Raw genomic sequence first — 25,794 nt, 5'->3', positions numbered from 1 at the left:
ATCAAAAATGTAATATCCTTTTAAATTTTTACAACAAATTCTAAAAGGATAAAAATGAAAAAAATCATAATCGCTTCACTAGCTGCTAGCATCGCAATGGCTGGGGGCTTCACATCAAAATACTCAAGTGAAGTGATAAGCGTAAAAGAGGCTTTGAAACTAAAAGACGACGCTAAAGTCGTACTTGAGGGCAAAATAAAATCGCATATAAAATCAGACAAATATGAATTTATCGATAAAAATGGTGATGTCATTATTATTGAGATCGATAACAAAAAATGGGGTAACATAACAGCCAACGAAGATACACCTTTAAGAATAAGAGGCGAAGTGGATAAAGACCTTATGAAAACAGAGATCGATGTCGATAGCATAGAGGTTATAAAGTAGTTAAATTTTACGCATATTTAATACAAAAAATACTAAAATCACGAAAATTTCTAATAAAAAGGACGAATATATGGACGTTTCAAAGATCAAAGCTGGCTCAAACCCAGACAAAATCAATGCCGTAATCGAAATACCTTATGGCTCAAATATCAAATACGAGATCGACAAAGATAGCGGTGCAGTCGTAGTCGATCGTGTGCTTTACTCAGCAATGTTTTATCCAGCAAACTACGGCTTTGTGCCAAATACACTTGCGGCTGATGGTGATCCAGCTGATATTTTGGTACTAAATGAGTATCCACTCCAAGCTGGCAGCGTCATCCCTTGCCGCTTAATAGGCGTTTTGGTGATGGAAGATGAAGCAGGCATGGACGAGAAGCTTTTGGCTGTGCCAGTTACAAAGATCGATCCAAGATATGAAGCGATAAAAAGCTACGAAGACTTACCAGTTGCAACGCTAAATAAGATCAAAAATTTCTTTGAAACTTATAAAATTCTTGAGCCAAACAAATGGGTTAAGGTGAAAGAATTTAAAGATGCAAATGCTGCAAAAGAGATTTTAGACGCTGCGATAAAAAATTATAAATAATTTATAAGCCCTATTTTAGGGCTTTTCTCTTTTTAAATTTGCTAGTTTTATACGCTGCATAAAAAAGGCTATTTTTTATATTTAGATAAGCTTTTTCTTGTATAATACGATTTTCTTTTAACTGCGGGTTCATAGCTCAGTTGGTTAGAGCATCCGGCTCATAACCGGATGGTCCCAGGTTCGAGTCCTGGTGAACCCACCACCTACTTTATCAACACTAAAAAATCAAAAATTTTTCATCACTTTTCCTTAGATCTTAAAATATTTTTAAAATACAAAAATGTTTAATAGTCCAAAATTTAAGCCAAATTTTCTAAACTATTTCTAAAATTTCCTTGCGTTTTTGCCAATCAGGCATATAAAGCGTTAGATAGTTATAAAATTTCTTTGAGTGATTTGGATACAGCAGGTGAGCGAGCTCGTGAAATACGACGTACTCGATGCACGATTTTGGTTTTTTGATGAGTTCTATGTTTAAATTTATATATGATTTATAAGGATTGCAACTCCCCCATCTCGTCTTCATCTGCCTTATTTTTACGCTTTTGATATCTTGTTTTACTATCTTGTTAAATTTTTGCAAGATAGTAAAAAAATATAACGTCGCCTTTTCATGATACCACTCATAGACTAAATTTTCTTTTCGCTCTAGGTCGCTTTTATCTTTCACAAAGAGCTCAAGATAGCCACATTGAAGCTTTACGCGCTCCTCTTTAGACTGCACCACTTTTAGCCGATAACTTCGCCCAAGATATTTAAAGTCCTCGCCGCTTACATATTCTTTTTTACTCGTCTTAAACGAGAAAAAAACGCGCGCTTTTGCACTATCCATTTAGCTCTTTTTTTTATGATAAATTTTATATGCTCATCGCTTGCGGCTTTTGGCGCCGTTAGGATCACTTCGCCATTTGGTCTAACTTTTAAGGTGATATTTTTCACCTCTTTTTTGATGATTTTCACCTCATTTGACATAAAAGCTTATCCCTATTCCACGGATAGTTTGGTAAATTTTCTCCTTCTCATCGATAGAAACGTCATATTCGTCCTCTATCTCCCAAAGAGCGTCTTCCATAGCGCTTGTTATCTCATTTTCTACGTCTTTATTTTTGTGCCATTCTGGTTTTTTTGAGGACTCTTCGTAAATTTCATAAAATTTCATGCTCAAATTTTTAGCGACCGTTTCAACATCCATAAGCTCCACATCTGCCAAAATGTCAAGCAAATTATCATAAATGGTAAATAAAATTTTCTTACCATTAAATTCTTTTGGATACCTGTCTTCATTTGGCTTTAAAGCGCCAGTTATTAGGTCTTTTAGTAGTTTTGCTTTGGCAAGTTTTTCTTCCTCACTTAGCCTTTTTGCTTTATACTCGTCAATGATATCTTGTATCTGCTGCGCTATTGATTTATAAAAGGCTGGATTTGAGTTCATTTTCTCTTTTACCACCGCGCTTACGGCGCTAATGATCGTAAATGACGGACTATTTGAGATACGTATAAAGTCGGATGAAGGTATAGCTAAAAGCATATATTGTTATGAAATCGGCAAAAGGATAATAATCCTGCTAACTTTTGTCAAAAAAACGCAAAAAACGCCAAAAAGCATACTAAATTTGGCGGAACAAAGATTAAGGGAGTTTAAAGATGGGAACCGTTAATTTTAGAGAAGTTTTAAAAGAAGAGCTAAAAAATCCGGAATTTAAAGCGCAATACGATGCGTTAGAGGACGAATATAAAGCCATAGAAGCTTTAATAGACGCCAGAAGCGAAGCCGGGCTAACTCAAAGCGAGGTAGCTAAAAGGATGGGCATAACCCAATCAGCCGTAGCTAGGATAGAAAGCGGAGCGTATAATATCAAGTATAAAACATTCTTTAACTACATAAAAGCTTGCGGTAAAAGAGTGGCGATAGTTTGAGTGAGATTAATTATCTAGCAAATACTCAAGTCAATACAGAAGAAAATATTAAGCTTTGTTGATTATCAAATCGGGGCTTTTTTGCAAATACGACTGTTAGTAATTTGGAAAAAATAAGATCGTTATGGTATAAATATATTTTTAACACGATAAAATCGAGATTTTTAATACGTCTACAAAAATAAATACGGCTATATTATAACGATGCTTGTTTTATTAAATAATCTTAATCCCACACAAAAATACTCTTCTTTTTGATTTTTATTTCTTGCTCAAAAAACAATCTCTACTTTAATCTTTATTTATGCTATATAAAAACCAACAAAATCTCAATTTTTAAAATTTGTGCTAAAATACCAAATAAAAAAACAAAAGTAAATTTCCATATAAACCAAATTTACTTTAACTTAATAAAAAATAACAGTTTCTAATTCCATCGTACAGTTTTAGAACTTAATATCATTTATCAAAACATCAAGAATAAATAACCTCTACATAGGACAATATGTTGATAATATGTTAATACTTACTTAGCCTTAGCAAACTCAAATGAGTTTGCTGTAAGGTCTTGGCAGACGGCCGATATTTTTTTTGTCTAGGCAAAAGAAAAATATAAAAACTTAGACGAAACTTTATCGCTCGAAAATGATTTTTCATCGGCAAAATGTCTAAGTTTTCATATAAAAAGCCCTTAATGAATATAATTAAGGGCTTTTTATATACGGTCGGCGTGTTTGAGTCATGCACGGGCTATATAACAGTAAAATACGGCTTGACAAAATTAGTTTTTTGACTCGACTCTATAATATAAATTTCCTTCTCGGTCTTACGTCAGGCCGCAAATTATATTTATGATTTTTCAAGATTTAACCTACATATGCGGCAAGTTATGTGCGATCTCGTTCTAGCCTTATGCTATTTTTTATTATTCCTTCATTTCTTATGCAAATAATAGATAATGATAAAATCGTGGTCAAAAATATCTTAAGATATATGCTAAATTCGCATATACAAATCATCATCAGATACCGATAAAAACGCGCTAAAATACGTTTAAGTTTTTGCTTGATTTAAGCAATAATTCACTACAATCAAATCTTAAATTTAGATTTTCAAGCTATCATTTCGCAAAAATTAAGGAAAATCATGCAACCTATTTTTACGACCCAAATCACCAAATTTAAAGGCGCGCAAAAAAGCGCCGTTGATGATATTTTGGTGCGCGAGATCAAGCTTGAGATCTACATAAACGGCAAGCGTTTCGGCGCGCTCATGGCGACTCCGACCGATCAGGAGGCTCTAGCTGCTGGCTACCTAATCAGCGAAAATTTGATCGCAAGCCCTGAGGATATCGAGAGCATAGAGCTTTCAAGCGACGCTTTAAGCGTGCGGGTAAAGGCTAAAATCAACGAAAAGCGCCTCGAGCAGTTTGACGAGGAAAAGGTGATAATCAGCGGCTGCGGACGCAGCTCGACGGCAAATATCGACCCGGGGGCTATGGCGGCGCGCTCCATAAAGGCCGACGTCAAATTTAACAAAGACGAAATTTTGCGCCAGATGGGGCAGTTTTACACGCAGTGCGAGCTTTACGAGATGACGGGCTGCGTGCATACGGCTAAGCTTTTCGTGAACGGAGAGCAGTTTTACATCGGCGAGGATATCGCTCAGCATAACACCATAGACAAAGCCGTCGGCAAAGCTATACTAGCCGGCGCGCAGCTGCAAAATTCGTTTTTGATGGTGAGCGGCAGGCTCAGCTCCGAAATGGTCGCAAAAGCCGTCATGCACGGCATCCCAGTGCTCGTCTCGCGTACGGCTCCGACTAGTCTTGGCGTCGTGATAGCGCGTAAATTTAACCTAACGCTGTGCGGCTTTGCTCGCGGCGAAAACATAAACGTGTATAGCGGCGCAGAGAGAATCTATGAGTGAGCAAATCCGCGAACTGATAACAAAACTGTTAAATCCAAAGGGCAGGCTAGACTGCGGCGCGGCGTTTAAGATCGCCGCAAAGCTAGGCGTAGAGATCGGCGAGGTTAGCGACGAGGCTGAAAAAATGGGCGTAAAGATAGACAACTGCGAGCTAGGGCAGTTTGGCGGGCTGGAAAACGGACGCGGCAAATATACCGTGATGACGCAGCTAAAACAGATGACCGACGAAAAGGGCAGGATACTGTGCAAAGACGCTAGAGACGCAGCTGCGAGCGTGGGGCTAAAGACGATCCGCTCTACGCTAAAAGACTATAAAATCGACGTAAAATACTGCCAGCTGAGGTGTTTTAAGGAGAAGAAAGGAAAAAAGATGAGAGTAAAAACCAAAACTTGGATAGAAAACGACGAGGGCGAGCTGATATTCGGTAAGGGCAAAACCGAAGTCCTAGACGTCATCGCCGAGGTCGGCTCGATCTCAAAGGCCGCCGAAATCCTAAGAATGAACTATAAAAAATGCTGGACTCATCTGCAAATTTTGCAAAAAAATCTAAAAGAGGAGCTTTTTACGACTAGACAAGGCGGCGGCGAAAATGCCGGTACGACGCTAAACGAGCGCGCGCATGAGCTCATAAACGCCTATAGGCAGCTTCAAAACGACATCGAGGATTTTGCGGATAAGCGCTTTAAGGAGTTGTTCTTGAAAAAAGACGGCGAAAAAAATGACGCAACTAAAGACGACAAAAAAGATAAAAAAATCAATTTAAGGGAGAAAAAATGTACGTAAAACTAAACAATAGGGTCTATCTAAACAAAGACAAGATCACTAGAATAAAGGTAGATAGCGTCCAAGACGGTATCAGGATTCGCTTCTACGAGGGGCAAAATCAGGTCGCTAAAAGCGGACGCTTCGAAACCGAGGCAAAAGCCATCGAGTGGCTAGAGAAAAATTTTATAAACAAATAATAAAATGGTCGTGAGCCTCTGTGGCTCGCGCTTCTGTGCTTTATCAAGTTAAATTTGCCGCTTTGCGGTTAAATTTAGCTTGTTCAAATTTAACCTCCAAATTTACTAAATCATTTCTACAGCAAAAGCCCGAAATTTGCGAAAATTTACTATAATTACTGTATCAAATTTAAAGAGTAAAAAATGGCAAATTTAGACGAAATAAGAAAAAATATCATCCTAAAACCGGGCGTGCATTATTTTGATTTCGCGGCTTCCGGGCTTGCTTATGAGCCCGTAGAGCGCGAGATAGCAGATGTTCTCAAAACCTACGCCAACACACACTCCGACAGTAGCTCGAGCGCCATCATCACGCAGCGGCGCTACGAGGGTGCGCGCGAGAGCCTAAAAAAGCTGCTAGGCCTTGACGAGCGGTTTTATCTCATCGCCTGTGGGCAGGGTGCGACGGCAGCGATCAAGAAATTTCAGGAGCTGCTTGGCATCTACCTGCCGCCTGCAACCAGAAGCGCGATCGGCGAGGCAAATTTACGCGCCGCGCAGCCTCCGCTCGTGCTCGTTTCGCCGTACGAACACCACTCAAACGAGCTTAGCTTCCGCGAGGGGCTTTGCGACTACCTGCGAGTGCCGCTTAGCGAGTCCGACGAGATAGATATGCTAGCACTCGAGCGCATCTTGAAGATTAACGCGGGACGCCGCATCATCGGCTCGTTTAGCGCCGCCTCAAACGTAACGGGCGTCATCAGCGATTATAAAAAAATCAGCAAACTAATCAGGACCGCGGGCGGTATCGTGGCCTTTGACTGCGCGGCGCTGAGCTCGCACGCGAATTTAGATTGCGACTATTTCGACGCGATTTTCCTCTCGCCGCATAAGTTACTAGGAGGGCCTGCTAGCTGCGGGCTTTTGGCGATCAAAAAGGAGCTGCTTAACAGCGACGTGCCGACGTTTGCCGCAGGCGGGACGGTCGCCTACGCTAGCCGCGAAGGACACGTATTTTTGAAAAACCCCGAGCAGTTAGAAGAAGGCGGTACGCCGCCTATCATCGGGCTAATGCGAGCAAATTTAGCCTACGCGCTGCGAAACGAGGTAGGTTTTGAGAGGATAAAAAGCGCCGAGGACGAGCTTGCGCGTCTTTTTGAGAGCGAGCTAGCAAGCATAGACGAGGTCATAAACTACGCTCCAAAGGGCGCGCCACGACTGCCGATAATTTCCTTTAACGTGCGCGGCGTTTCGGCATATGATTTTGCCGCAAGCCTTAGCAATGACTTTGGTATCCAGACGCGCGCGGGCGTGATGTGTGCCGGCCCGTACGCTCACGATCTGCTTGGTATCAAGGAGGGTTGCATGCCAGAAACCAAGCCCGGCTTCGTGCGCGTGAGCCTGCACTACACGCACGCCGAGCAAGACGTGCTATATCTCGTGGGTGCGATAAAATCCTGTATCAAAAAGCACCGCGATCTTTGGGGCGAGGAAAAGGCGATGTACGAGATGTTCGGCGGGAAAATTTTCTAAGCAAAAAAATAAAATTTAATATATAAAAATTGGAATTTATACAAATTATATAAACTATTTGGAGTATAAAATGAAGATTCAAATACTAACTAAACGCACTTGCTTTTTGAGAGATGAAAGTTTTTGTATAAGCAAAATAAGCGAGCCGAGAAGTTTTGATGAATTTGACTTTAATATAATAGATTTTAATGATGGTAAGCTCTGGAAATCTGATAAAAGGAAAAGTATATGTTTGGACATTAAAGGATTTGCTAGCTTATTATCAGAAATACTTAAGGAAACTAAAAAAAGTAATACTTTGATAATAATGCCACAAAATATAACAACAGAAGAAATTGGTGGCGATGGCTGGACAATAAGTATTTCCAATATAAAAATATCTAGTATAATCCAATATTTTCCGGATTCTTTATCGCCAATGATACGTAATTTTCCAACTATCAGATATGAAAGAAGTGTAACTAAAATAGATGATTACACATTCTTATCTGATTTTGTTTTTGATGAGTCTATACACAGATCGTTAAAAAAATCAAACGGCGGAAAAAATGTTATATTGGAGATTAATGGCGTATATATAACAACACTAGACATAAAAGACAATAATGCGGCTCGCGCGGTTCTTTATTTTATATTGTCTAAATATCAGAAGTCTGTAGCTCCGGAATGGATAAACAATATAGAGCATTTTAGTAATATAAGTTATTTGAGTGAAAAAGATGAAATATTAAAACAACTTGATGTATTAGAAAAAGAAATATCTAAAAATAATAGATTTAAATCAATCCTATATTCAACAGGAGATGAGCTAGTTGGTGTAGTGAAGGAAATTTTAGTAGATATTTTCAAGCAAAAAGACAGTCATTTTACAGATGTGAAAAAAGAAGATTTTAGATTCGAATTTGAAGATGTTAACTTTATGGTAGAGATAAAGGGAATAAATACAAACGTCAAAAATAGCAATATAGCACAGTGCAAGAAACATGTAACTGATTTAATAGCCGAAGACGATACCAAGTCTCCTGGCAATGTAAAAGGCCTGCTAATAGTTAACCCTCAACGCGACATAGAGCCTGGCAAAAGGGAGCCGATACATGCCAATCAAATAAGCTATGCAAAAAGTGAAGGTATATTAATAATAACGACTTTAGAATTACTAAAATTATATCAAGCATATACTAAAGACAAGGTGGTTAGTAATAAGTGTTTTGAAATATTTAAAAATAACGTCGGTGAGTTTAAATTTGAATAAGAGGTAAAATAGATTTTGATTTATAAAAAAGGGCGCAAAGCGCGCCCGAATCACGCAAATTTAAGCCATAAATTCGACTCAAATTTGCGCGTAAATAAAATTAGTTTTTGCGAGTATTCGCGTCAGGCGTGAAAAGCGGCTTATCTAGCAGCTTAAAGTCGCCGATAAATTTCTGACCCTCTTCGCTCGTCGCCCACTCTATAAATTTATTTGCGTTTTCGATGTCGGCCTTAGCGCAGTGCTTCGGATTTACCGCGATTAGCGAGTAGAAGTTCTTTAGGTCGTTGTCGCCCTCGTTGATGATGACCATCTCAGGCGCGCCTTTTTTGGTGTCCTCGTACTTGATGTAGGTGCCGCGGTCGGTGAACGTCACGCCCTTTTGCTCGGCTGCAGCGTTGATGGTAGCTAGCATGCCTTGGCCGGTTTGCATATACCAGCCGTCTTTTTCAGGCACTTCGCCGATGATTTTTTTCCAGATACCTTTTTCTTTGTTGTCAGTGCCTGATTTATCGCCGCGAGAGAAAAATTTGATATTCTCTTTTTTGATCAGCTCAAAGCTCTCTTTTATGTCTTTGCCTTTAAATTTATCGGCGATAGATTTATCGGCGATAACGACGAAATCATTGTACATTACGGCTTTTCTCTCGACGCCAAAGCCTTTTTCTACGAATTCTTTCTCAACTTTTGGCGAATGCACGAAAAGTATGTCCGCATCGCAGTTTTCGCCAAGTTTTAAAGCAGCGCCCGTGCCTACGGCGGTCCATTTGATATCGACGCCGGTTTTTGCCTTATACACAGGGTAGATCGCGTCTAGTAGCCCCGTGTTATCGGTGCTGGTGGTGGTAGCCATGATGAGTTCGCTATCGCCCGCAAACGCCAAAACGCTCGCGATTAGCGAGCCTAATATTACTTTTTTCATTTTTCTCCTTTTTTAAAAGTATGCTATTATAGCACATTAAATTAACCTTAGAAATATGCGGAGAAAGAATATTTGGATTTTTTATTAAACGGATTTTTGGAGGCCTTTAGGCTGCTTTTTAGCGGCGACGAGGAGACGTATTCGGCGATCAGGGCGACGCTTTACACTTCGAGCGTCTCGATATTTTTTGCGATTTTAGTCGGCTTTCCGCTTGGATTTACGCTGGGATTTTACGATTTTCGCGGACGGCGAGTATTACGATTGCTTAGCGATACGGCGCTTGCGATGCCGACAGTTGCGATCGGGCTTATTTTATACGCGTTTATCACGCGAAACGGCCCGTTTGGCGAGTTTGGGCTGCTTTTTACGCTAAAGGCCGTGATGCTGGGGCAGTTTGTGCTAGCACTACCTATCATCATCTCGCTAAGCGCTAGCGTCGTGGAAAATATGGACAAAAAGCACTATCTAACCATCCTAAATTTACGCCTGAGCCCGCTAAGGCTAGTGGGCTGCGTGCTTTACGAGCTAAGGTATGCTCTGATGGTGGTCGTAGCGACGGCGTACGGGCGTATCGTGGCCGAGGTCGGCGTGGCGATGATGATCGGCGGAAATATCAAATATTTTACCCGCACGATCACGACTGCAGTATCGCTGGAGACGAACAAAGGCGAGTTTGCCATGGGTATCGCGCTGGCTTTGGTGCTCATCTTTATCGCGTTTGCCGTAAATTTGGCGATACACGCGCTAAAAAGGCTTGACCGATGAAATTTGACAAATTTGAAAAATTTACGCTCGCAAAAAGCGCGCTAGGCGCGTCAAACTTGAGTCTTTTCGTAAATTTAACGAGAAAGGCGCAAAGTGATAAACGTTAGAAATTTACGCCTAAACTACGGCGCGAGCGAGATTTTAAACATCCCGCGCCTTGATATCGACGTCACCAAAATCACCGCGCTAACTGGCAGCAACGGTAGCGGCAAAAGCACGCTAATGCGAGTAATGTCGTTTTTACAAAAGCCCACTAGCGGCGAGGTGCGGCTGTGGGGAAGCAGCGCGCCGAGTCTAAATTTACTGCGCGACGTTAGCGTTTTGTTGCCAGAGCCCGCGCTTTTAAAACGCTCCGTGAGGGAAAATTTTAGAGCCGTTTTAAAAAGCCGCGGAGTACTGGGAGAATTTGACGAGCGAGCGAGCGAGGCGTTAAATTTGGTCGATCTTGACGAGAGCTTTTTAAGCAAGCGCCACTTTGAGCTAAGCTCGGGGCAGACGCAGCGCGTTAGCTTTGCGTTAAATTTGGCGCTTAGATCGCGGCTTTATCTACTCGACGAGCCGACAAATAGCGTGGACGTGGGCACCTCAAAGCTTTTCGGCAAGGCGGTGCTTTATATGCGGCAAAGATACGGCTGCGGCTTTGTGATCGCTAGCCACGACGACAAATGGCTAAGCGCGGTCGCCGAAGAAAACATCTTTTTACACAAGGGCCGCGTGTGCGAATTTGAGTACAAAAATATTTTTGACGCGCATGGCGGGGTTTTAAAATTTGACGAAAACGCGAACGTAAATTTGCCGCAAAATTTACGTAATGCCGTAAAAATCGCCGTAAATCCAAGTAAAATAACGCTAAGCAAAACGCCGATAGAAGGCTACTTAGGCGGCATCTTGCACTCGGTTTCGCTCTATCTTGGCAAAGATCTTTTGGTAAAAATCAAAATCGGCGACTTTTTGATAAAAACCCTGGCGCCTAATTCGCAAAATTTTAATGTCGGCGAGAGGATTTATTTTAAATTTGACGAAGGAGCGTTTTTGGGGCTTGAATGAGCCTCAAATTTTGCAAATTTTGCTTCAAATTTTAAATTTAGACTCGTTTAACGCCCGTTAAAAGAGCCTAGTTAAAAGTAAATATCAAAATGAAGCGTAAATGCAATATATATGCTGAAATTTCATATTTATTTTATCTCCTAAAATTCGCCGTAAGCAATATGCAACTAAGGCATATTTAAGCATATATTAATTTTTTTGATTTATTTTTTTTTAAGTATAAGAAATAAGCCAAAAAGTAGTATAGTTTCACAATCGAGAAAAATCTCAAAAAATAGACAAAAATGATAAAGGAAGGCGATGACTAGCAAGGGCGAATTTGCGGCGGGACGTGGGCTTTACTACTCGCTATTTTCGCGTTTTTTCGTTTTTAGCCAAGGTGCTGATAGATTTAGCGGCGTAAATGCGATGCTAGGCCTTGCCTCGGCGCACGCTCTAAACGAAGAATCGGCCGCCGCGATAATGCGCATTCAGGTAAAATTCGATGAAAAAAATTCGCAAAATTTAGCGGATGAATTCGATGAAATTTTCCACGCTCTGCCAAGTCCGCTTAGAAACTCGCTGTCCTACTACGACGAGGGCTACGAGGTCGGACACGCCTGCGCAAAAGTGCGTAAAATTTTAGCCCGCACAGACATTAGGCGCGACGAGGCTAAATTTAAAGAAAACGAAGACAACGTGGGTTTCGTGTTTGCGCTAATGAGCGAATTTATCGCGCGAGAGAGCGAGCTGGAGCTATACGGCGAGCTTGAGGAGCAGCTTTTTAAAGAGATCATAAACCAAAACATCGACGAGTTTATAAATGATCTTTTTAACCACGAAAGCAGCGAAATTTATAAAGACGTCGCAGTGCTTTTGCAAGGATTTATAGAGTTTGAGCGCGTAGTTTTAAGCGCGCCGCGTCCTATAAATCAAGGCAAAAACAAAAAGACTTTGGACGGAGTTTCAAGATCTGAGGCCATAAGAAGACAAAAAAACCGAGTGAGAAAGATAAAAGCTATGGAGGAAGAAAATGCAAAAAAATAGGCGAGAATTTTTAAAAAAGGCGGGGCTAGTCGGCGCGGCAGCGGCTACGGCCGGAGTAGCAACGGCAGCGGCGTCAAACCTAAAATACGGTAAAAGCAAAAAGACCGAAGTGCTTTATAAAAGAAGCAAAAACTGGGATCTATACTACGAACAAGCGAAATAAATAAAATTTAAGAAAGGATGAATATGTCTGAGGCAAATTTACGTCTTATGCCCCACTCAAACGCAGTCGGGCGAAGATCGTTTTTAAAAATAGCCGCGCTAGCAGGCGTAGCGGGCGGCATGAGCGGGCTGGCTGCTAGCGGCGTAACTAGAAGCGCCACAAAAGAAGAAATGGCAAATCCGTTTCCAAACTCTAAAATCGTAAAAACCGTTTGTACGGTTTGCTCCGTTGGATGCGGAGTGCGCGCCGAGGTAGAAAACGGCGTTTGGGTACGCCAAGAAGTAGCCCAAGATCACCCGGTAAGCGCTGGCGGCCACTGCTGTAAGGGTAGCGACGTCATCGATATGGTGCGCTCTCACTGCCGCGTAAAATACCCGATGAAAAAAGTAGGCGGCAAATGGAAACGCATCAGCTACAAAGAGGCTCTTGATGAAATCGGCGCCAAACTAAAAGCGTATCGCGAGAAAAACCCTGAACAAGTGATGTTTCTAGGCTCTGCAAAAGATTGCAACGAACAAAGCTATTATATAAGCAAATTCGTAGCGATGTTCGGGACTAATAACCTAGATCACCAAGCCCGTCTTTGACACAGCTCTACAGTCGCCGGTGTGGCGAATACTTGGGGTTACGGAGCTATGACCAATCATCTTGGAGATATCCAAAACGCGAAGTCTATCTTTATAGTGGGCGCAAATCCGGCAGTAAACCATCCGGTAGGATTTAGACATTTTCTAAAAGCGAAGGAAAATAACGGCGCAAAGCTAATCGTGGTCGATCCAAGATACACGAGAACTGCGGCTAAGGCTGATTATTTTGCTCAAATTCGCACCGGCACGGATATACCTTTTATGTATGGCATGATGAATATCATCTTTGAAAACGGCTGGGAAGATAAGGAATTTATAAACGACCGCGTCTACGGTATGGATCTGATCCGCGAAGAGGCTGCCAAATGGACGCCCGAAGTCGTAGCCGATGTTTGCGGGATCAAAAAAGAGACGCTTCTTGAGATAACCGAAGTTTACGCCAAAAATCGCCCGGGATCGGTCGTTTGGGCGATGGGTCTAACTCAACACACCATAGGCAGCTCAAACACTCGTATCGCTCCGATCCTACAACTAGTGCTAGGGAATATGGGCGTTAGCGGCGGCGGCTGTAACATCCTTCGCGGCCACGACAACGTCCAAGGTGCGACGGATATGGCGAATTTGCCGACCGAGTTACCCGGATACTATCCAAAAAACGAGGCCAACTGGAAATACTTCGCTAAGATGTGGAAGGTCGATTTTGAATGGCTCCAAAAGAATTTCGTTAAGCCTGAAATGATGTTTAAGCCCGGATTTACGCTGTCAAAATGGTGGGCGGGCGTGCTTGACGGTAAAAACGGCAACGAAGCAGTAGATAATGCCGGCGACAGTATAAAAGCCTTAGTAGTAATAGGCAACGGTATCACCTCTACAGCACAACAAGTAAAAGTAAAAGAAGGCCTAGATGCGCTTGAGCTTTTAGTGCTAGTAGATCCTTTCGTAAACGATGCCGGCGTGATTACGGACAAAAAAGACGACGTCTATATACTGCCTGCGGCGACGCAGTTTGAAACTAGCGGCACGGTCGTAGCGACGAACCGTAGCGGCCAGTGGAGAAGTCAGGTCGTGGAGCCTTTGTTTGAAAGTATGCCCGATCACGAAATTTTATTTGAGCTTGCCAAAAGACTAGGCTACTATGACGAGCTAACGCGCACGATCAGGGACGCTGAAGGCAAGATCGAGTGGCCTGAAGTCGCTACGCGCGAGATCGCAAATATAATTAAAACTATCGGCATGACGGGTTGGACTCCGGAGAGACTCAAAAAGCACCAAGAAAACTGGGATAAATTTGACGAAAAAACGAGTCTAGGAAAACCGGGCACCGTAGTCGAAGGCGAGTACTACGGTCTGCCGTGGCCGTGCTGGACGGAGGATCATCCGGGCAGCCCGATACTCTACGACATAAACAAATCCGTTAGACAAGGCGGTATGGGTTTTAGAAACCGCTTCGGCTTAGAGCATAACGGAGTTAGCCAATTAGCCGCAGACGGTAGCGCGCCCGTAGATTCGTTCGTTAAGGGCGGATATCCTGAGATCAAAAAAGATAACATCGAAAAAGTGCTAGGCATCACGCTAACCGAGGATGAAAAGGCCAAAATAGGCGGCAGCTGGATACATGACGATAGTAATATCATAGCTAAAAAATGCATGGAGAAAAATATCGCTCCGTACGGCAACGCGCGAGCTAGGACTATCGTTTGGACTTTTGCGGATCAAATTCCTCTTCACAGAGAGCCGCTTCATACGCCTAGATTTGATCTAGCGCAGAAGTATCCGAGCTTTGAGGATAAGAAACTTCAAAACCGCGTCGATACAAAATTTAAATCCGTCCAGCTAGCAAAGGACTACTCAAAAGAATTTCCTATTATCCTCACGACGGCTCGCCTCGTAAATTTTAGCGGCGCGGGCATGGAGACGAGAGCTAGTATGTATCTAAGCCGCTTGACGCCTGAGATGTTTGCAGATATCCACCCTGAACTTGCGGCTAAACACGGCATTAAAAACTGGGATTTCATCTGGGTTCATTCGCCTGAAGGTACTAAGGTTAAGGTGCGCGCCAGAGTAGTACCGTCCGTTAAACCCGACACCATCTTTATGCCGTTTCATTATGCGGGTTATATGCAAGGCGTTGATATGACGGGTAATTTCCCGGAAGGCACCAAGCCTTATGCGGTAGGCGAGAGCGCAAATACCGTCACTAACTACGGATATGATATAAACACTCAAATCCCCGAAACCAAAAGCGGTCTATGCCGCATAGAAAAGGCGTAAAATGAGCGAATTTAATGACAACAATAGACTTAAATTTTACTGCGACGACGATAGATGCATCGACTGTAACGGCTGTGCGGTAGCTTGCGACGAGGCTCACGAGCTGCCTCTTGGCATCCGCCGCCGCCGCGTCATCACGCTAAACGAAGGCGTACCCGGTAAGGAAATATCAACCTCGATAGCCTGCATGCACTGCGAGGACGCTCCGTGCTCGCTGGTTTGCCCGGTTGATTGTTTTTATATCAGAGCCGACGGCGTAGTGCTACACGACAAAGATATCTGCATCGGCTGCGGATACTGCCTATACGCGTGTCCGTTCGGCGCGCCTCAGTTCCCGCGCGATGGAGTGTTCGGCGCCAAAGGCTCGATGGATAAGTGCACGATGTGTGCAGGCGGTCCGCTACCGACAAATAGCGAAGCCGAGCGCGAAGAGTACGGCCAGGATAGAATTTCCGAAGGCAAAGTGCCGGTTTGTGCCGCAATGTGCTCGACAAAGGCGCTGCTAGTAGGCGAATCTGCAATGATAGAGAAGATCTACGGCGATAGGGTCAAGGCACGCGGCTACGGCTTTAAAGACCTAAAGCAAACTCTGACTTGGAAGCTCGCCTACTATGCTGGCGATAGGCTTAAAATAAAATCTTAAAATTTAGCTCGCTCTTGCCGAGATTGCGGGGGCGAGTAATCTCATCAAATTTTACGCGGTTTGGCTGCGTCGAATTTAACTCATGCTTCTATGGATAGTTCGTCAAATTTGAATGCTGGCAAATTTAAAATAAAAATGGATAAATTTAAGTAGAAAAAGGGCGGTCTCCCGCCCTAAATTTACGCTCTAACGGGCGATAAATACGGATTTGCCGAGTGCATCGACATCTCGTTTTGCTCTCTAAATTTGATAAATTCCTCTTCGCTTAGACGCCTGATATTTGCTATCGTCATCTTTAGCGGCGTGATGCCCGAGAGCGGATCTGGATCGCCCGCGTTTGCTAGCTCGTTACCGTCGGCCTCGCTGTAGTGGAAGGTCGTAAATATCGTGCCTTCTTTTAGATCCGGATTTACGCGCAGTTTGGCGGCGATCTGGCCGCGTTTGTTTTGTACGAGCGCGTAGCAGCCCTCCTCCAGCTCCCTCTCGCGAGCGATATCGGGACTTACCTCGATGAGCGCGCCCTCGATACCCGCGCCGTATTCAAGAGCCGGACACTCTCTAGTCATCGTGCCGGTGTGGTAGTGATAGACCTTGCGTCCGGTCGTAAATAGGCACGGATATACCTCGTCTGGCACCTCGCTAAGCGCGCCGCTACCGACTGGGTAGCCCTCTGGGATATTCATCTTGGCTCTAAATTCGGCCTCGGCCTTTGCGCGTTCGTTTTTATCGTCTAAGTAAAGCACCGGCGCAAAGCGGAATTTACCGCCCGGCAGCATGGATTTGTGATCTGCGTAAAGTACCGGCGTGCCAGGGTGTTCCTCGTCTGGGCACGGCCAGCTGATACCTCCTAGCTTGCCTAGTCTATAGTAGCTGATACCGCCGAAAAATTTAGGCATAAGCTCTCTTAGCTCGTTCCAAATTTGCTCAGGGCTCGCAAAATCAAATCCCTCTAGTCCCATGCGGTTTGCGATGTTGCAAACGACTTTCCAGTCGGGCTCTACGCCGCTAACGGGTTCGCTAGCTTTGCGCGTGCGTTGGACGCGGCGAGAGGTGTTGATAAAGGTCCCGTCCTTTTCGCCCCAGCACGCGGCAGGTAGCACCACATCGGCCTTATGGGCGCTCTCGGTAAAGAAAAGATCCTGCACGATAAAGCAGTCTAGGTGATGTACGGCGTGGACGAAGTGCTCGGTCCAAGGATCGCTCATTACGGGATTTTCGCCGTAGACGTAGAGGACTTTTAGCTCGCCGCTATCCATTTTATCGGGTGCTTGCGTTAGTTTAAAGCCCGGAACCGGATTTAGCTCAAAGTGCCATACTTTGCGCGCTTGCTCCTGCGCGTAAGGGCTGTTTACCGCGCCTGCCGGGATGACGTTAGGCAGCGCGCCCATGTCGCATGCGCCTTGGACGTTGTTTTGACCGCGCAGAGGATTTACGCCTGCGCCTTTTTTGCCTAAATTTCCCGTTAAAACGGCTAAATTTGATAGCGAAAAGACGTTTGACGTGCCGTCGCTAAACTGCGTGATACCCATCGTGTAGCAAATCGCCGCCGCGCCTGCTTTAGCATACATTCTAGCTGCTTCTATGATGAGCTCCTTTTTTATGCCGGTTTCGCGCTCGAAACGCTCAGGCGTAAAGTCCTTAACCGCTTCTTTTAGATATTCAAATCCCTCGGAGTACTTCTCGATAAATTCGCTATCTTGCAAATTTTCGGCGATTATGACGTGCATCATCGTGTTTAGCGTTTTGATATTCGCTCCGATCGGGATTTGCAGATAGATATCGGCTTTTTTGGCCATATCGGTGCGTTTTGGATCTACGACGATCATCTTTGCGCCGCGCTGAAGTCCGCGCTGCATCTGCATAGCGATGATCGGGTGGCACTCGCTCGTGTTGGTACCGATGAGTAAAAATACGTCCGTGTCGGTCGCAAATTCGACCAAGTCGTTCGTCATCGTACCGTTTCCTAGCGTGCTGGCAAGACCTGCCACTGTAGGAGCGTGTCAAAGGCGGGCGCAGTGATCGATGTTGTTGCTGCCCTGAGCGCGGAAAAATTTCTGGAAAACGTAGTTGTCTTCGTTATTTGAACGAGCAGAGCTAAAGCCCATGATCGAGCTTGGGCCGTATTTTGCGACAGTGGATTTAAATTTATCTGCGAGGAAATCATAAACCTCCTCAAAACTCACTTCTTCAAGCTCGCCGCGTTTGTCGTAGACGCCATTTAGCTTTCTCATCATCGGTCGACTTAAGCGTTTAGGAGAGTTTACGAACTCCCATCCGAACATTCCTTTTAAGCAAAGCTCGCCGTCGTTTACGTGGTGGTCTTTGCTGGGTTTGGCGTCTACGATTCTACCGTTTCGCACGATAAGATCGATGCCGCAGCCCGTACCGCAATATGGACAGGTGGTCTTTACGATCTCTTCCATTTTTGCTCCTTTCTAGTATTACTGAAAATTATGAGATTATTATACAACTGCAAATATAAATTTAGTTTTAAGATTAGTATATTTTTTTAAGGATTATTTAAGTAATATGCAAATTTAGAATATTCCTTTTTTGGCTAAATTTGCCTTTAAAATCGTATTTTGAAAGAAAAATCACATATTAGTCATTTTGATAAAATTTGTCCTACCGGTACCACTCTATAACAATCTATTAAAGATTTCTCGCTGCCGATAACTTGTTTATATCTCCATCCCATCCCTACTGTATGCTTTGCCTTTTATCTCATTTTTTATCTCTGTAGGCTCATCATCCAGTAGCTTACTAAAATTCGGTATTAAATTGCTTATTTTTGAGATAAAATTAATAACCTTCGTTTTAAAGCTTTCTAATATAGTTAACTTATCCTGTAAATTTTCTATCCTTTCGTCTTTAACTTTTACTTCTTCTTCTAGCTCAGATATTCTTTGAACTTTGCCATTTATAGAAGTTTGTAGTTTAACGATTTGTAGTAGCTTGCTTTCATTGTCTTCCTTTAAGGCATTCTCGTTACTTAACGACGCCTCCAGCTCTTCGTTTCTTTGTTTCAAAGACTGATTTGTTTTTTCTTTGCTTTCTAGATCTGTATTAGCTTCTTTGAGCTTGCTTTGTAGGGCATCGCTTTGGTCGGCTTTTTGTTTTAGTTTATCTATTTGCGCTATATCAGCTTCAATATTTTCTAATCGGCTTTTTAGTTTATTGTTTTCATCTTCTTTTTGAATTAGCTCGGCAGATAGATTGTTTATTTGCAAATTTCTATCTTTTATAATATTGTCTTGATTGTTTAGGTTCGCGTTAATCTCTTTTAGATTTTTATTTTCTTGGATTAGATTTTCATTGGATTGATCCAGCTCGTTATTTTTTGCAATTATCTCACCCTTGTTTATTAGTTGATTCGTTAGCTCGTAAACCCTTTGTTTTAGTTCTACGTCGGTAACAATACTTATATTATTTTGCATTTGATCCAATACTAAATTCGTAAGACTCGTTATAAAAGCCTTATCGTCCTCGGCTTCTATTCTAAAATATTCTTTACCGAACATAGGTTTTTCCTTTTTTGTATATTTCTTCACTTCCTTAACTACAAGTTGCTTTATTTTCTTTTTTAGCCCTTGCTTGTCGTTAAACTCTTTTTCGTCTAGGTACATTTGTTTTAAATTTTTATGTCTTGCCTTGCTGTCTATTTCGCCTCTTAGAGCAATGCCTTCAAATGCCGCTCCGCCCATTTCTTGCATGCTTCTGCCGAATTTTAACGTCTCGCCTTTGCCGTTAAACCTAAGATTTTTATGGTTTTCAAATTGGTAATTCGTAAAAATAAGCTGATAATGCTTAGTCTTCTCATCGTTGTGCTCAGCGATTAGCAGGCATTTAACGCCGTATTTAGCGCAATAATCGTTTGCAAATCTTCTAACTCTGTCGAGCGAGACCTGAGCGTTGATAAAATTTACTTCGGTTTTATTTAGCCCTTCTTTGGATTCTTTATTCCGATCGGTGCCGAAACTTATGACTATTTCGGAAAACCCGACCATATTTTCTCGCCAACGATTCTTTACCACCTTGCCGTTTTTATAGATTTTAGTTTGGGCTTCGTAGTCGGCCTTCATTTTTTCGTGGTATTTTTTCAAGAGTGCTTTTATATACTTTCTATCGCTAAATTCCCTATCGCTATTAGGCATCTCTCGCATATTGCCGTTATCGTTATATTCGCTAAGCACTATGTATCTATTATTACGGCTGTTGCCTCTAAGATATCCGATCTTAGAGGCGTGCTTAACCTCTCTAACATTGTGCTCATACCTTATAATAGCCTTTTTGAGCGTCAAGAATTCGCTTCTTACACAAAGAACTAGGCTGTGTCCGCCTATTTGAAGAGCATCACTCATTTTTAGTCCTTTTCTTTATTATCTACTATAGAAATTAAGAGCATGTTTTAACCCTTTTTTGAAAAATATAAGTCGCAATGTCCGTTATCGCAAACGCTATGCGAGAATTCTTTGCATCTCCTATCTTTATATAACGCGGAATATCTCTGCCCTGCGATATACGAAGATCAAGAGTAGATACGCCGATGCCAAGAACCCCTGCGGTTTGCTTTCTGTCTAGAACTACCTTTCCTTTATATTGGCTAGATATGTGCTCAAGAAGCGTTTTGTACTCTACATCGTTATATAGTTCGTTAAGCATCCCATTTTCTCCTTATGCTTATTCTTATATAACTAATTATATGTACTTTTCATTTACTCTTGCTATTTTGAGTAGTTTTTGGATAGTTTTTGAAAAATTTTTAATACCCTATGATTCCTTAGGGTATTTTAGAGTAATTTAGGATAAAAAATGTTTTCTTGTTTTTAAAAACAAAAATAAAGCATCTTAGATTGACTTAGAAAACATGGCGAGAAATTGGAATATTAAAAAATTTCGGGAACAAATAGGGAACAAATTTTATAAAACTAAGAAAACTTAAAGCTCTTGAAACATTGTAAAAATCGGGGTTTTAAAAGGATTTTTGAAGATAAATGGCTCCGGATGCTGGGTTCGAACCAGCGACCAAGTGATTAACAGTCACCTACTCTACCGCTGAGCTAATCCGGAACACTTGAAAAGAGCTCGTATTATAGACGAAAAGATATGTTTTGTCAATAAATTTTAGCTTAATTTAGAAAAAATCGCACAGAGCTCAATAAATTTTTATAAAAGGCCAAAACTAGCCTTTTATAAATCCACTTGCAATAACCTTATCGCCATCATACATAACACAAAGCTGGCCTTGTGCCACACCAAGTGCATTTTGATTTAGCGTTAGTTTCGCTGTTTTACTCTCTTTATCAACCTCAACAAAAGCATCAAGTTTAGGGCTTCTATATCTTATCTTAGTTTCGCACTCAAATTTATCTTTATCTATAAACAAATTTACGTTTTCAAGCTCGACTACTTTTTGAGCCAAATCATCTTTTGTTCCTACAACGATCTCGTTTTTATCGGCATTTATCTTTATAACAAAATGTGGCTCATGGGCGCCAAAAACCTCAAAACCACGGCGCTTACCGATAGTATAGTGCATATAGCCTTGGTGGCGGCCGATTATTTTGCCGTCTTTATCAACTACATTTCCTGGCAAATTTGTATTGTAATGCTTATTTAAAACTTCGATATAAGTATCTTCCACAAAGCAAATTTCACTACTTTCTGCCTGCGTAGCAAATTCTTCAAGCACTTTTACACTTCTTGCAAGCTCTTTTATATCTTTTTTAAATTTATCCCCAAGCGGGAAAATAACATCTTTTAATATCTCTTTTGGCACTTGGGCTAAAAAGTAGCTTTGATCTTTGCTAGGATCTTTTGCACATGTGATAAATCCATCAATAACTTGCACATAATGCCCAGTAGCAAGCTTCTCACAGCCATTTGCCTTTGCAAAATCAAGCAACGCACCAAGCTTTATAAATTTATTGCACAAAGCACAAGGATTTGGCGTCTTGCCCTCTTTATAGAGCTTCACAAAAGGATCATAGACAAACTCGTTAAATTTTTCCTGCAGATCCAAAATATGCACCTTTATGCCAAGATACTCGCCTACTTTTTTTACTTTTCTGATATTTTCTTCGTGATATCCTGGCTTTTGATGTAGCATCATATAGCAACCTTGCACTTCATGACCAGCTTCTTGCAGAAATTTAGCCGTCATAGTGCTATCTACACCACCGCTCATTGCGACCATTACTTTCATATTTTTTACCTCTTTGAAATTTAAAAGGGGATATTTTATATCTTATTTTTAAATAGCCAAAATTTCGTTTGCAATAAGCTCTAAATCATCGGTGATTTTGTATAAATTTATATCTTCTTTTTTTATTGTTTTTTGGCTAACTAGCGTATTTTTTATAAACTCATCAAGCCCTTGCCAAAACTCGCTCCCAAAAAGAAAAATTTTTACTTTTTTGCTACCAACTTGAGCAAGTACTAAAATTTCAAAAAGTTCATCAAGAGTGCCAAAGCCACCCGGAAAGACGACAAATGCGACTGAACGATCGGTAAGTGCAAATTTTCTTGGGCTTAAATTTGAAAAGAGATATTTTGCCGTAACGTAAGGGTTTGTATTTTGTTCAAATGGAAGCCTCACATTTAGGGCTATGCTTGGCGATTTTGCACTATCAAACGCGCCCTTGTTTGCAGCTCTCATTATGCCGTCTCCGCCACCAGTTAAGATGGCATACCCTAGCTCGTTTAGTTTGTAAGCTAGTTCATAAGCCTTTTTGCAGTAGAAATTTTCTTCATCAAATCTAGCCGAGCCAAAGAAGGTAACATTTTTATTTTTATATTTTAAGACGTTTGGAAAATTTAAAAGATCACTAACTAATTCATTATTCATTATTTTAACTGTTGGAGCCTCTCGCGTTTTGAGCCTATCTGAGTGATCTGGATGCCAAAGTTTCCATCGATTATGACAACTTCGCCAAGAGCTATTACCTTATCGCCGATCAAAATTTCAAGCGGATCGTTTGCTAATTGATTTAGCTCGATAACTGAGCCAATATCCATGGTAAGCACATCTTTTAAAAGCATTCTTTTTGATCCAATACGAACACGAATAGGGAGCCTAACATCCATTATAAGTCCGATATTTCTCATCTCTTCAGCGCTAAAATCGCCCTTAGCTACGTGAGGAGTGCTCGCTGGTGCAGCTGGGGCTTCAGTCTTTGTTGGCTCAAAAAATTTCATCAACGAATGATCGCAAGCAAAACCGATATGCTCGCTTAGATCTTCAATTTTGACATTAAATAAAAATAGCTTTTCATAAACACTAAAATCAAGCGAAGAATTTTCATCTAAAAAATTTACATTTATTACTTCAAAATTTATCTTTGGCATGCCCTTTTGAGCACCCAAAGATGTACTAAAGGCGCTAAAAAGGTTTGAAAATATCTCTTTTGCAGCGTCAAGCTCATCACTGCCTAAATTTTCATTCTTTGAAATTTCCTCTTCACCCATCATCCATTCGCTAATGGCACTTATTAAAACCGGAGTGCATACTATCTCTGTTTTAGCATTGATGTCGCCACTTAAAGAGATATTGGCCATCACTACTGGTGGTTTTATGCCGTTTTGTGTTGGTGCGTCAAATTCATTTCTTTCACCAACCTCAGGAGCTCTGCCCGTAAGTCCTTCGATAGTAGCTTTTAATTCGTTAGAAAATATATTAAAAAAATCATTCATCATCTTCGTCGTCCTCTTCTTCTTCCATTTTGCGCTCATTAGCTTCATACGCCATTAGCTTTGCTTTTCGCTCTTCTTCGTATTTTTCTAAGATATTTTTGATCTCATCTTTATCAGAGCGTATTAACTGTTCAATCCTTATAGATTTTCTAAATCTATGAAGCCCAACTTCAGCTAAGAAAACTTCTTTTTTATCGATACAAACGATCGCCTTATCATCAGCTCCTCTATCAAGCCTTAAAATATCGCCTTCTTTTAAATTTAAAAACTCATTTACACTGATGATCGATTTGCCAAGTATGGCTTCATATAAAATTTCTGCTCGTCCGATAAGTGTTTTTAGCTCTTTGTTTCTACTTTTTTTTGCACTTGTTTCACCAAGCATAATGTCTCTATTTGCAAGGCGTGAGAGTATCGGTTCAAGGTAGATGACTGGATAGCATAAATTTATCATACCGCTTGAGCCACCAACTATGATCTCCATAACGACCATAATAACAATCTCATTTTGAGAGACGATTTGTACGACATTTGGACTGCTCTCTTTAGCTTCCACATTTGGGTACATATCAGTTATCATTGACCAGCTCTCTTTTAGACGCTGCATAATCATTCTAAGCACCGCATCAAGTAAATTTACTTCGATGTCGGTTAGCTCTCTATTTGCTTCAAAATTTTCACCAGTTCCGCCAAGCAAACGATCTATCATCGGAAAGGCAATGCTTGGATTTATCTCCAAAACACAGTTTCCATCAAGCGGTTTTATAGAAAAGACGTTAAAGCTCGTTGGGCTTGGCAAACTCATCAAAAATTCGCCATAAGTCATCTGATCAACACTGTGAAGTCTGATCTCGACAATACTTCTCATCACGCTAGAAATTTGACTAGCCAAATTTCTAGCAAGCTTATCATGGATGCCTTTTATCGCACGGAGTTGCTCTTTACTAACGCGGTTTGGACGCTTAAAATCATAAATAATAATCTGTTTTTGTTCGCCTTGTGATCTCTCTTCAACCTCGATATTACTTGTATCGCCGTCTTCATCAACAACTTCAAGTAGCGCGTCTATCTCTTCTTGACTTAAAATATCAGCCATTAAACCCCCAAGCTACGCCTAATACGATCAAGCAAACGTTTATGAATTTGTGAAATTCTACTCTCGCTGATATTCATGATCTGGCTTATCTCTTTTAAATTTAGCTCTTCATAATAATAAAGCTGAACCAACATCTGATCTCTTTCGTCAAAATCTTTTAAAGCTTCTTCTATTTTTAAAATGAGATCCTCTCTCTCAATGCTTTTCTCGACGTCATTTTGACCAATTAGCTCCATTTGCTCGTCTATTGGTAAGATAGTAATGATACCGCTAACGCCTCTTGCCTCTCTTATCTTCTCAATATCTTCATTAAGCTTTTCGGCCAAATACTCATCGCTTGGCTCTTCTTCAAATTCATTAAAGTAGTTATCTATCTCGCTATTTATGCTCTTTACTAGCTTTCTATCGCTTCTACTAACAACATCAAGCGTCCTTAGATAATCAAGCATAGAGCCATAAATTCTCTTTTTGCCATAACCCCAAAAAGAGTCATTTTGCTCCTTGTCATACTTCCTGCTAAGCTTTATCATCTCTTCAACACCAATGCTTATTAGGTCATTTGTATCTATGCTTGATGGCAACCTCTCTTTAAGCCTGAACGCCATTGCACGCAGTGCTGGCATATATTTTAAGACTATCTCGTCTTGTTCTTTTTTTATCGTATTTTTATAAGCGTTAAGCTGCTTTTGCTTTAACTCGTGCATTTCGTTTACCAGAATCAAAATTTTCAGCAGTCATTTTTACCATTATATTTTCCATACGCTTTTCTCTAGTATTTAGCTCAGAGATGAGATAGTCTGCGATCTCTTCGTGTTTTTGTTTGTCAAAAATTTTAGTTAAAGCCCTTTTTACATCGATGTAGTTCATGATAACAATGTGAATTATAAGATAAAAAAACAAAGTAATAACTAGTGTATAAACTAGCATTTCGATAGGCTCACTCACCTTTAGCAAGGTAAAAACTATACCTACAAAAAAACCACAAACCGTAAAAAATGCTATAAAATTTTCTGCACGCAAAGCTCAATCTCCA

At 41.4% G+C, this 25,794-nt stretch carries 26 protein-coding genes, 2 tRNA genes and 1 pseudogene; 16 read left to right on the top strand and 13 right to left on the bottom strand.

From position 1 onward, the window contains the following. The first annotated feature begins 54 nt into the window (after positions 1-54). The 3 genes from CVT17_RS02800 (at position 55) to CVT17_RS02790 (ending at position 1,181) form a co-directional block, all read left to right on the top strand. The gene (locus tag CVT17_RS02800) at positions 55-390 is read left to right on the top strand and encodes a NirD/YgiW/YdeI family stress tolerance protein (protein ID WP_107769652.1); all 336 of its coding nucleotides are present in this window, start codon (positions 55-57) and stop codon (positions 388-390) included. 70 nt (positions 391-460) lie between these two features. Continuing rightward, positions 461-979, top strand: coding sequence for an inorganic diphosphatase (ppa, locus tag CVT17_RS02795; RefSeq protein ID WP_072594769.1), 519 nt, complete (start codon positions 461-463; stop codon positions 977-979). Positions 980-1,104: 125 nt separating this feature from the next. Continuing rightward, positions 1,105-1,181: transfer RNA gene (locus CVT17_RS02790), tRNA-Ile, on the top strand. Positions 1,182-1,292: 111 nt separating this feature from the next. Here the strand turns inward: CVT17_RS02790 and CVT17_RS02785 are convergent. After that, positions 1,293-1,951 (bottom strand): annotated as a pseudogene (locus CVT17_RS02785) (M48 family metallopeptidase). Continuing rightward, positions 1,941-2,507, bottom strand: coding sequence for a hypothetical protein (locus CVT17_RS02780; protein ID WP_230853335.1), 567 nt, complete (start codon positions 2,505-2,507; stop codon positions 1,941-1,943). The pseudogene CVT17_RS02785 and the gene CVT17_RS02780 overlap by 11 nt, the downstream one beginning before the upstream one ends. Here CVT17_RS02780 and CVT17_RS02775 point away from each other — a divergent pair. From CVT17_RS02775 to CVT17_RS02745, 7 genes are all read left to right on the top strand, one after another. Next, on the top strand, positions 2,443-2,637 hold the full coding sequence (locus tag CVT17_RS02775; RefSeq protein WP_107769653.1) for a type II toxin-antitoxin system RelE/ParE family toxin: 195 nt from the start codon (positions 2,443-2,445) through the stop codon (positions 2,635-2,637). The two genes, CVT17_RS02780 and CVT17_RS02775, sit on opposite strands and share 65 nt — an antisense overlap. Continuing rightward, positions 2,624-2,896 (top strand): helix-turn-helix domain-containing protein, encoded by a 273-nt coding sequence (locus CVT17_RS02770; protein ID WP_087576737.1) that lies wholly within the window; start codon positions 2,624-2,626, stop codon positions 2,894-2,896. Before CVT17_RS02775 ends, CVT17_RS02770 begins: the two co-directional genes overlap by 14 nt. Positions 2,897-4,042: 1,146 nt before the next feature. Beyond that, a complete protein-coding gene (fdhD, locus tag CVT17_RS02765; RefSeq protein WP_103600472.1) occupies positions 4,043-4,825 on the top strand; it encodes a formate dehydrogenase accessory sulfurtransferase FdhD in 783 nt (260 codons plus the stop codon). Next, positions 4,818-5,609, top strand: a complete 792-nt coding sequence (locus CVT17_RS02760; RefSeq protein ID WP_107769654.1) for a winged helix-turn-helix domain-containing protein — start codon at positions 4,818-4,820, stop codon at positions 5,607-5,609. Before fdhD ends, CVT17_RS02760 begins: the two co-directional genes overlap by 8 nt. After that, the gene (locus CVT17_RS02755; RefSeq protein ID WP_107769655.1) at positions 5,600-5,788 is read left to right on the top strand and encodes a sodium-dependent tyrosine transporter; all 189 of its coding nucleotides are present in this window, start codon (positions 5,600-5,602) and stop codon (positions 5,786-5,788) included. Before CVT17_RS02760 ends, CVT17_RS02755 begins: the two co-directional genes overlap by 10 nt. A 183-nt stretch (positions 5,789-5,971) precedes the next feature. After that, positions 5,972-7,300, top strand: a complete 1,329-nt coding sequence (locus tag CVT17_RS02750) for an aminotransferase class V-fold PLP-dependent enzyme (protein WP_107769656.1) — start codon at positions 5,972-5,974, stop codon at positions 7,298-7,300. 70 nt (positions 7,301-7,370) lie between these two features. Next, entirely contained in the window at positions 7,371-8,552 is a 1,182-nt protein-coding gene (locus CVT17_RS02745; protein ID WP_107769657.1) for a hypothetical protein, read from the top strand. A 100-nt stretch (positions 8,553-8,652) separates the two neighbouring features. Here CVT17_RS02745 and tupA read toward each other — a convergent pair whose 3' ends face one another. Then, positions 8,653-9,471 (bottom strand): tungstate ABC transporter substrate-binding protein TupA, encoded by an 819-nt coding sequence (gene tupA / locus CVT17_RS02740; protein ID WP_084108635.1) that lies wholly within the window; start codon positions 9,469-9,471, stop codon positions 8,653-8,655. A gap of 72 nt (positions 9,472-9,543) precedes the next feature. Between tupA and tupB the strand changes: the two genes are divergently transcribed. The 6 genes from tupB to fdh3B all read left to right on the top strand — a co-directional run bounded on the left by tupB (position 9,544) and on the right by fdh3B (position 15,973). Continuing rightward, the gene (gene tupB / locus CVT17_RS02735; RefSeq protein WP_107769658.1) at positions 9,544-10,236 is read left to right on the top strand and encodes a tungstate ABC transporter permease TupB; all 693 of its coding nucleotides are present in this window, start codon (positions 9,544-9,546) and stop codon (positions 10,234-10,236) included. Positions 10,237-10,329: 93 nt separating this feature from the next. Beyond that, entirely contained in the window at positions 10,330-11,283 is a 954-nt protein-coding gene (gene tupC / locus CVT17_RS02730; RefSeq protein ID WP_107769659.1) for a tungstate ABC transporter ATP-binding protein TupC, read from the top strand. Positions 11,284-11,583: 300 nt separating this feature from the next. Beyond that, on the top strand, positions 11,584-12,309 hold the full coding sequence (locus CVT17_RS02725) for a TorD/DmsD family molecular chaperone (RefSeq protein ID WP_107769660.1): 726 nt from the start codon (positions 11,584-11,586) through the stop codon (positions 12,307-12,309). Next, positions 12,296-12,472 (top strand): twin-arginine translocation signal domain-containing protein, encoded by a 177-nt coding sequence (locus CVT17_RS02720; RefSeq protein WP_084040950.1) that lies wholly within the window; start codon positions 12,296-12,298, stop codon positions 12,470-12,472. Before CVT17_RS02725 ends, CVT17_RS02720 begins: the two co-directional genes overlap by 14 nt. A gap of 47 nt (positions 12,473-12,519) precedes the next feature. Further along, entirely contained in the window at positions 12,520-15,330 is a 2,811-nt protein-coding gene (locus tag CVT17_RS02715; protein ID WP_107858650.1) for a molybdopterin-dependent oxidoreductase, read from the top strand. A 1-nt stretch (position 15,331) separates the two neighbouring features. Continuing rightward, positions 15,332-15,973, top strand: a complete 642-nt coding sequence (fdh3B, locus tag CVT17_RS02710) for a formate dehydrogenase FDH3 subunit beta (RefSeq protein ID WP_103579577.1) — start codon at positions 15,332-15,334, stop codon at positions 15,971-15,973. Between the two features lie 179 nt (positions 15,974-16,152). Here fdh3B and CVT17_RS09450 read toward each other — a convergent pair whose 3' ends face one another. The 10 genes from CVT17_RS09450 to CVT17_RS02655 form a co-directional block, all read right to left on the bottom strand. Beyond that, the gene (locus CVT17_RS09450; RefSeq protein ID WP_234402198.1) at positions 16,153-18,396 is read right to left on the bottom strand and encodes a molybdopterin oxidoreductase family protein; all 2,244 of its coding nucleotides are present in this window, start codon (positions 18,394-18,396) and stop codon (positions 16,153-16,155) included. A gap of 258 nt (positions 18,397-18,654) precedes the next feature. Next, on the bottom strand, positions 18,655-20,334 hold the full coding sequence (locus CVT17_RS02695; RefSeq protein ID WP_107858603.1) for a hypothetical protein: 1,680 nt from the start codon (positions 20,332-20,334) through the stop codon (positions 18,655-18,657). A gap of 34 nt (positions 20,335-20,368) precedes the next feature. Beyond that, the gene (locus tag CVT17_RS02690; protein ID WP_107769666.1) at positions 20,369-20,635 is read right to left on the bottom strand and encodes a helix-turn-helix transcriptional regulator; all 267 of its coding nucleotides are present in this window, start codon (positions 20,633-20,635) and stop codon (positions 20,369-20,371) included. A 333-nt stretch (positions 20,636-20,968) separates the two neighbouring features. Beyond that, positions 20,969-21,043, bottom strand: a tRNA-Asn gene (locus tag CVT17_RS02685). Positions 21,044-21,155: 112 nt separating this feature from the next. Continuing rightward, positions 21,156-22,178, bottom strand: a complete 1,023-nt coding sequence (gene mnmA / locus CVT17_RS02680) for a tRNA 2-thiouridine(34) synthase MnmA (RefSeq protein ID WP_107769667.1) — start codon at positions 22,176-22,178, stop codon at positions 21,156-21,158. A gap of 48 nt (positions 22,179-22,226) precedes the next feature. Then, positions 22,227-22,820, bottom strand: a complete 594-nt coding sequence (locus tag CVT17_RS02675) for a TIGR00730 family Rossman fold protein (RefSeq protein ID WP_103648879.1) — start codon at positions 22,818-22,820, stop codon at positions 22,227-22,229. Then, positions 22,820-23,668: a flagellar motor switch protein FliY gene (gene fliY, locus CVT17_RS02670; protein WP_072594737.1), complete on the bottom strand. Its 849-nt coding sequence runs from the start codon at positions 23,666-23,668 to the stop codon at positions 22,820-22,822. Before fliY ends, CVT17_RS02675 begins: the two co-directional genes overlap by 1 nt. After that, positions 23,658-24,761, bottom strand: coding sequence for a flagellar motor switch protein FliM (gene fliM, locus CVT17_RS02665; RefSeq protein ID WP_054196277.1), 1,104 nt, complete (start codon positions 24,759-24,761; stop codon positions 23,658-23,660). The genes fliY and fliM overlap by 11 nt, the downstream gene beginning before the upstream one ends. Next, positions 24,761-25,465, bottom strand: coding sequence for an RNA polymerase sigma factor FliA (locus CVT17_RS02660; RefSeq protein WP_021090868.1), 705 nt, complete (start codon positions 25,463-25,465; stop codon positions 24,761-24,763). Before CVT17_RS02660 ends, fliM begins: the two co-directional genes overlap by 1 nt. Then, on the bottom strand, positions 25,437-25,781 hold the full coding sequence (locus CVT17_RS02655) for a hypothetical protein (protein WP_021090750.1): 345 nt from the start codon (positions 25,779-25,781) through the stop codon (positions 25,437-25,439). The genes CVT17_RS02660 and CVT17_RS02655 overlap by 29 nt, the downstream gene beginning before the upstream one ends. Between the last annotated feature and the right edge of the window lie 13 nt (positions 25,782-25,794).

Origin of the sequence: Campylobacter concisus (assembly GCF_003048775.2) — a bacterium.
Lineage (GTDB): Bacteria > Campylobacterota > Campylobacteria > Campylobacterales > Campylobacteraceae > Campylobacter_A > Campylobacter_A concisus_I.
This window is presented reverse-complemented; position numbering and strand designations above follow the sequence as displayed.

Bases quoted from the DNA above. Each gene is read 5' to 3' on its own strand.
- mnmA (WP_107769667.1), bottom strand. From the start codon at position 22,178: ATGAAAGTAATGGTCGCAATGAGCGGTGGTGTAGATAGCACTATGACG.
- CVT17_RS02695 (WP_107858603.1), bottom strand. From the start codon at position 20,334: ATGAGTGATGCTCTTCAAATAGGCGGACACAGCCTAGTTCTTTGTGTA.
- fliY (WP_072594737.1), bottom strand. From the start codon at position 23,668: ATGATGAATGATTTTTTTAATATATTTTCTAACGAATTAAAAGCTACT.
- fdhD (WP_103600472.1), top strand. From the start codon at position 4,043: ATGCAACCTATTTTTACGACCCAAATCACCAAATTTAAAGGCGCGCAA.
- fliM (WP_054196277.1), bottom strand. From the start codon at position 24,761: ATGGCTGATATTTTAAGTCAAGAAGAGATAGACGCGCTACTTGAAGTT.
- CVT17_RS02725 (WP_107769660.1), top strand. From the start codon at position 11,584: ATGACTAGCAAGGGCGAATTTGCGGCGGGACGTGGGCTTTACTACTCG.
- CVT17_RS02720 (WP_084040950.1), top strand. From the start codon at position 12,296: ATGCAAAAAAATAGGCGAGAATTTTTAAAAAAGGCGGGGCTAGTCGGC.
- CVT17_RS02760 (WP_107769654.1), top strand. From the start codon at position 4,818: ATGAGTGAGCAAATCCGCGAACTGATAACAAAACTGTTAAATCCAAAG.
- CVT17_RS02660 (WP_021090868.1), bottom strand. From the start codon at position 25,465: ATGCACGAGTTAAAGCAAAAGCAGCTTAACGCTTATAAAAATACGATA.
- CVT17_RS02675 (WP_103648879.1), bottom strand. From the start codon at position 22,820: ATGAATAATGAATTAGTTAGTGATCTTTTAAATTTTCCAAACGTCTTA.
- CVT17_RS02780 (WP_230853335.1), bottom strand. From the start codon at position 2,507: ATGCTTTTAGCTATACCTTCATCCGACTTTATACGTATCTCAAATAGT.
- CVT17_RS02770 (WP_087576737.1), top strand. From the start codon at position 2,624: ATGGGAACCGTTAATTTTAGAGAAGTTTTAAAAGAAGAGCTAAAAAAT.
- fdh3B (WP_103579577.1), top strand. From the start codon at position 15,332: ATGAGCGAATTTAATGACAACAATAGACTTAAATTTTACTGCGACGAC.
- ppa (WP_072594769.1), top strand. From the start codon at position 461: ATGGACGTTTCAAAGATCAAAGCTGGCTCAAACCCAGACAAAATCAAT.
- CVT17_RS02745 (WP_107769657.1), top strand. From the start codon at position 7,371: ATGAAGATTCAAATACTAACTAAACGCACTTGCTTTTTGAGAGATGAA.
- CVT17_RS02690 (WP_107769666.1), bottom strand. From the start codon at position 20,635: ATGCTTAACGAACTATATAACGATGTAGAGTACAAAACGCTTCTTGAG.
- CVT17_RS02800 (WP_107769652.1), top strand. From the start codon at position 55: ATGAAAAAAATCATAATCGCTTCACTAGCTGCTAGCATCGCAATGGCT.
- CVT17_RS02750 (WP_107769656.1), top strand. From the start codon at position 5,972: ATGGCAAATTTAGACGAAATAAGAAAAAATATCATCCTAAAACCGGGC.
- CVT17_RS02775 (WP_107769653.1), top strand. From the start codon at position 2,443: ATGATCGTAAATGACGGACTATTTGAGATACGTATAAAGTCGGATGAA.
- tupA (WP_084108635.1), bottom strand. From the start codon at position 9,471: ATGAAAAAAGTAATATTAGGCTCGCTAATCGCGAGCGTTTTGGCGTTT.
- CVT17_RS02755 (WP_107769655.1), top strand. From the start codon at position 5,600: ATGTACGTAAAACTAAACAATAGGGTCTATCTAAACAAAGACAAGATC.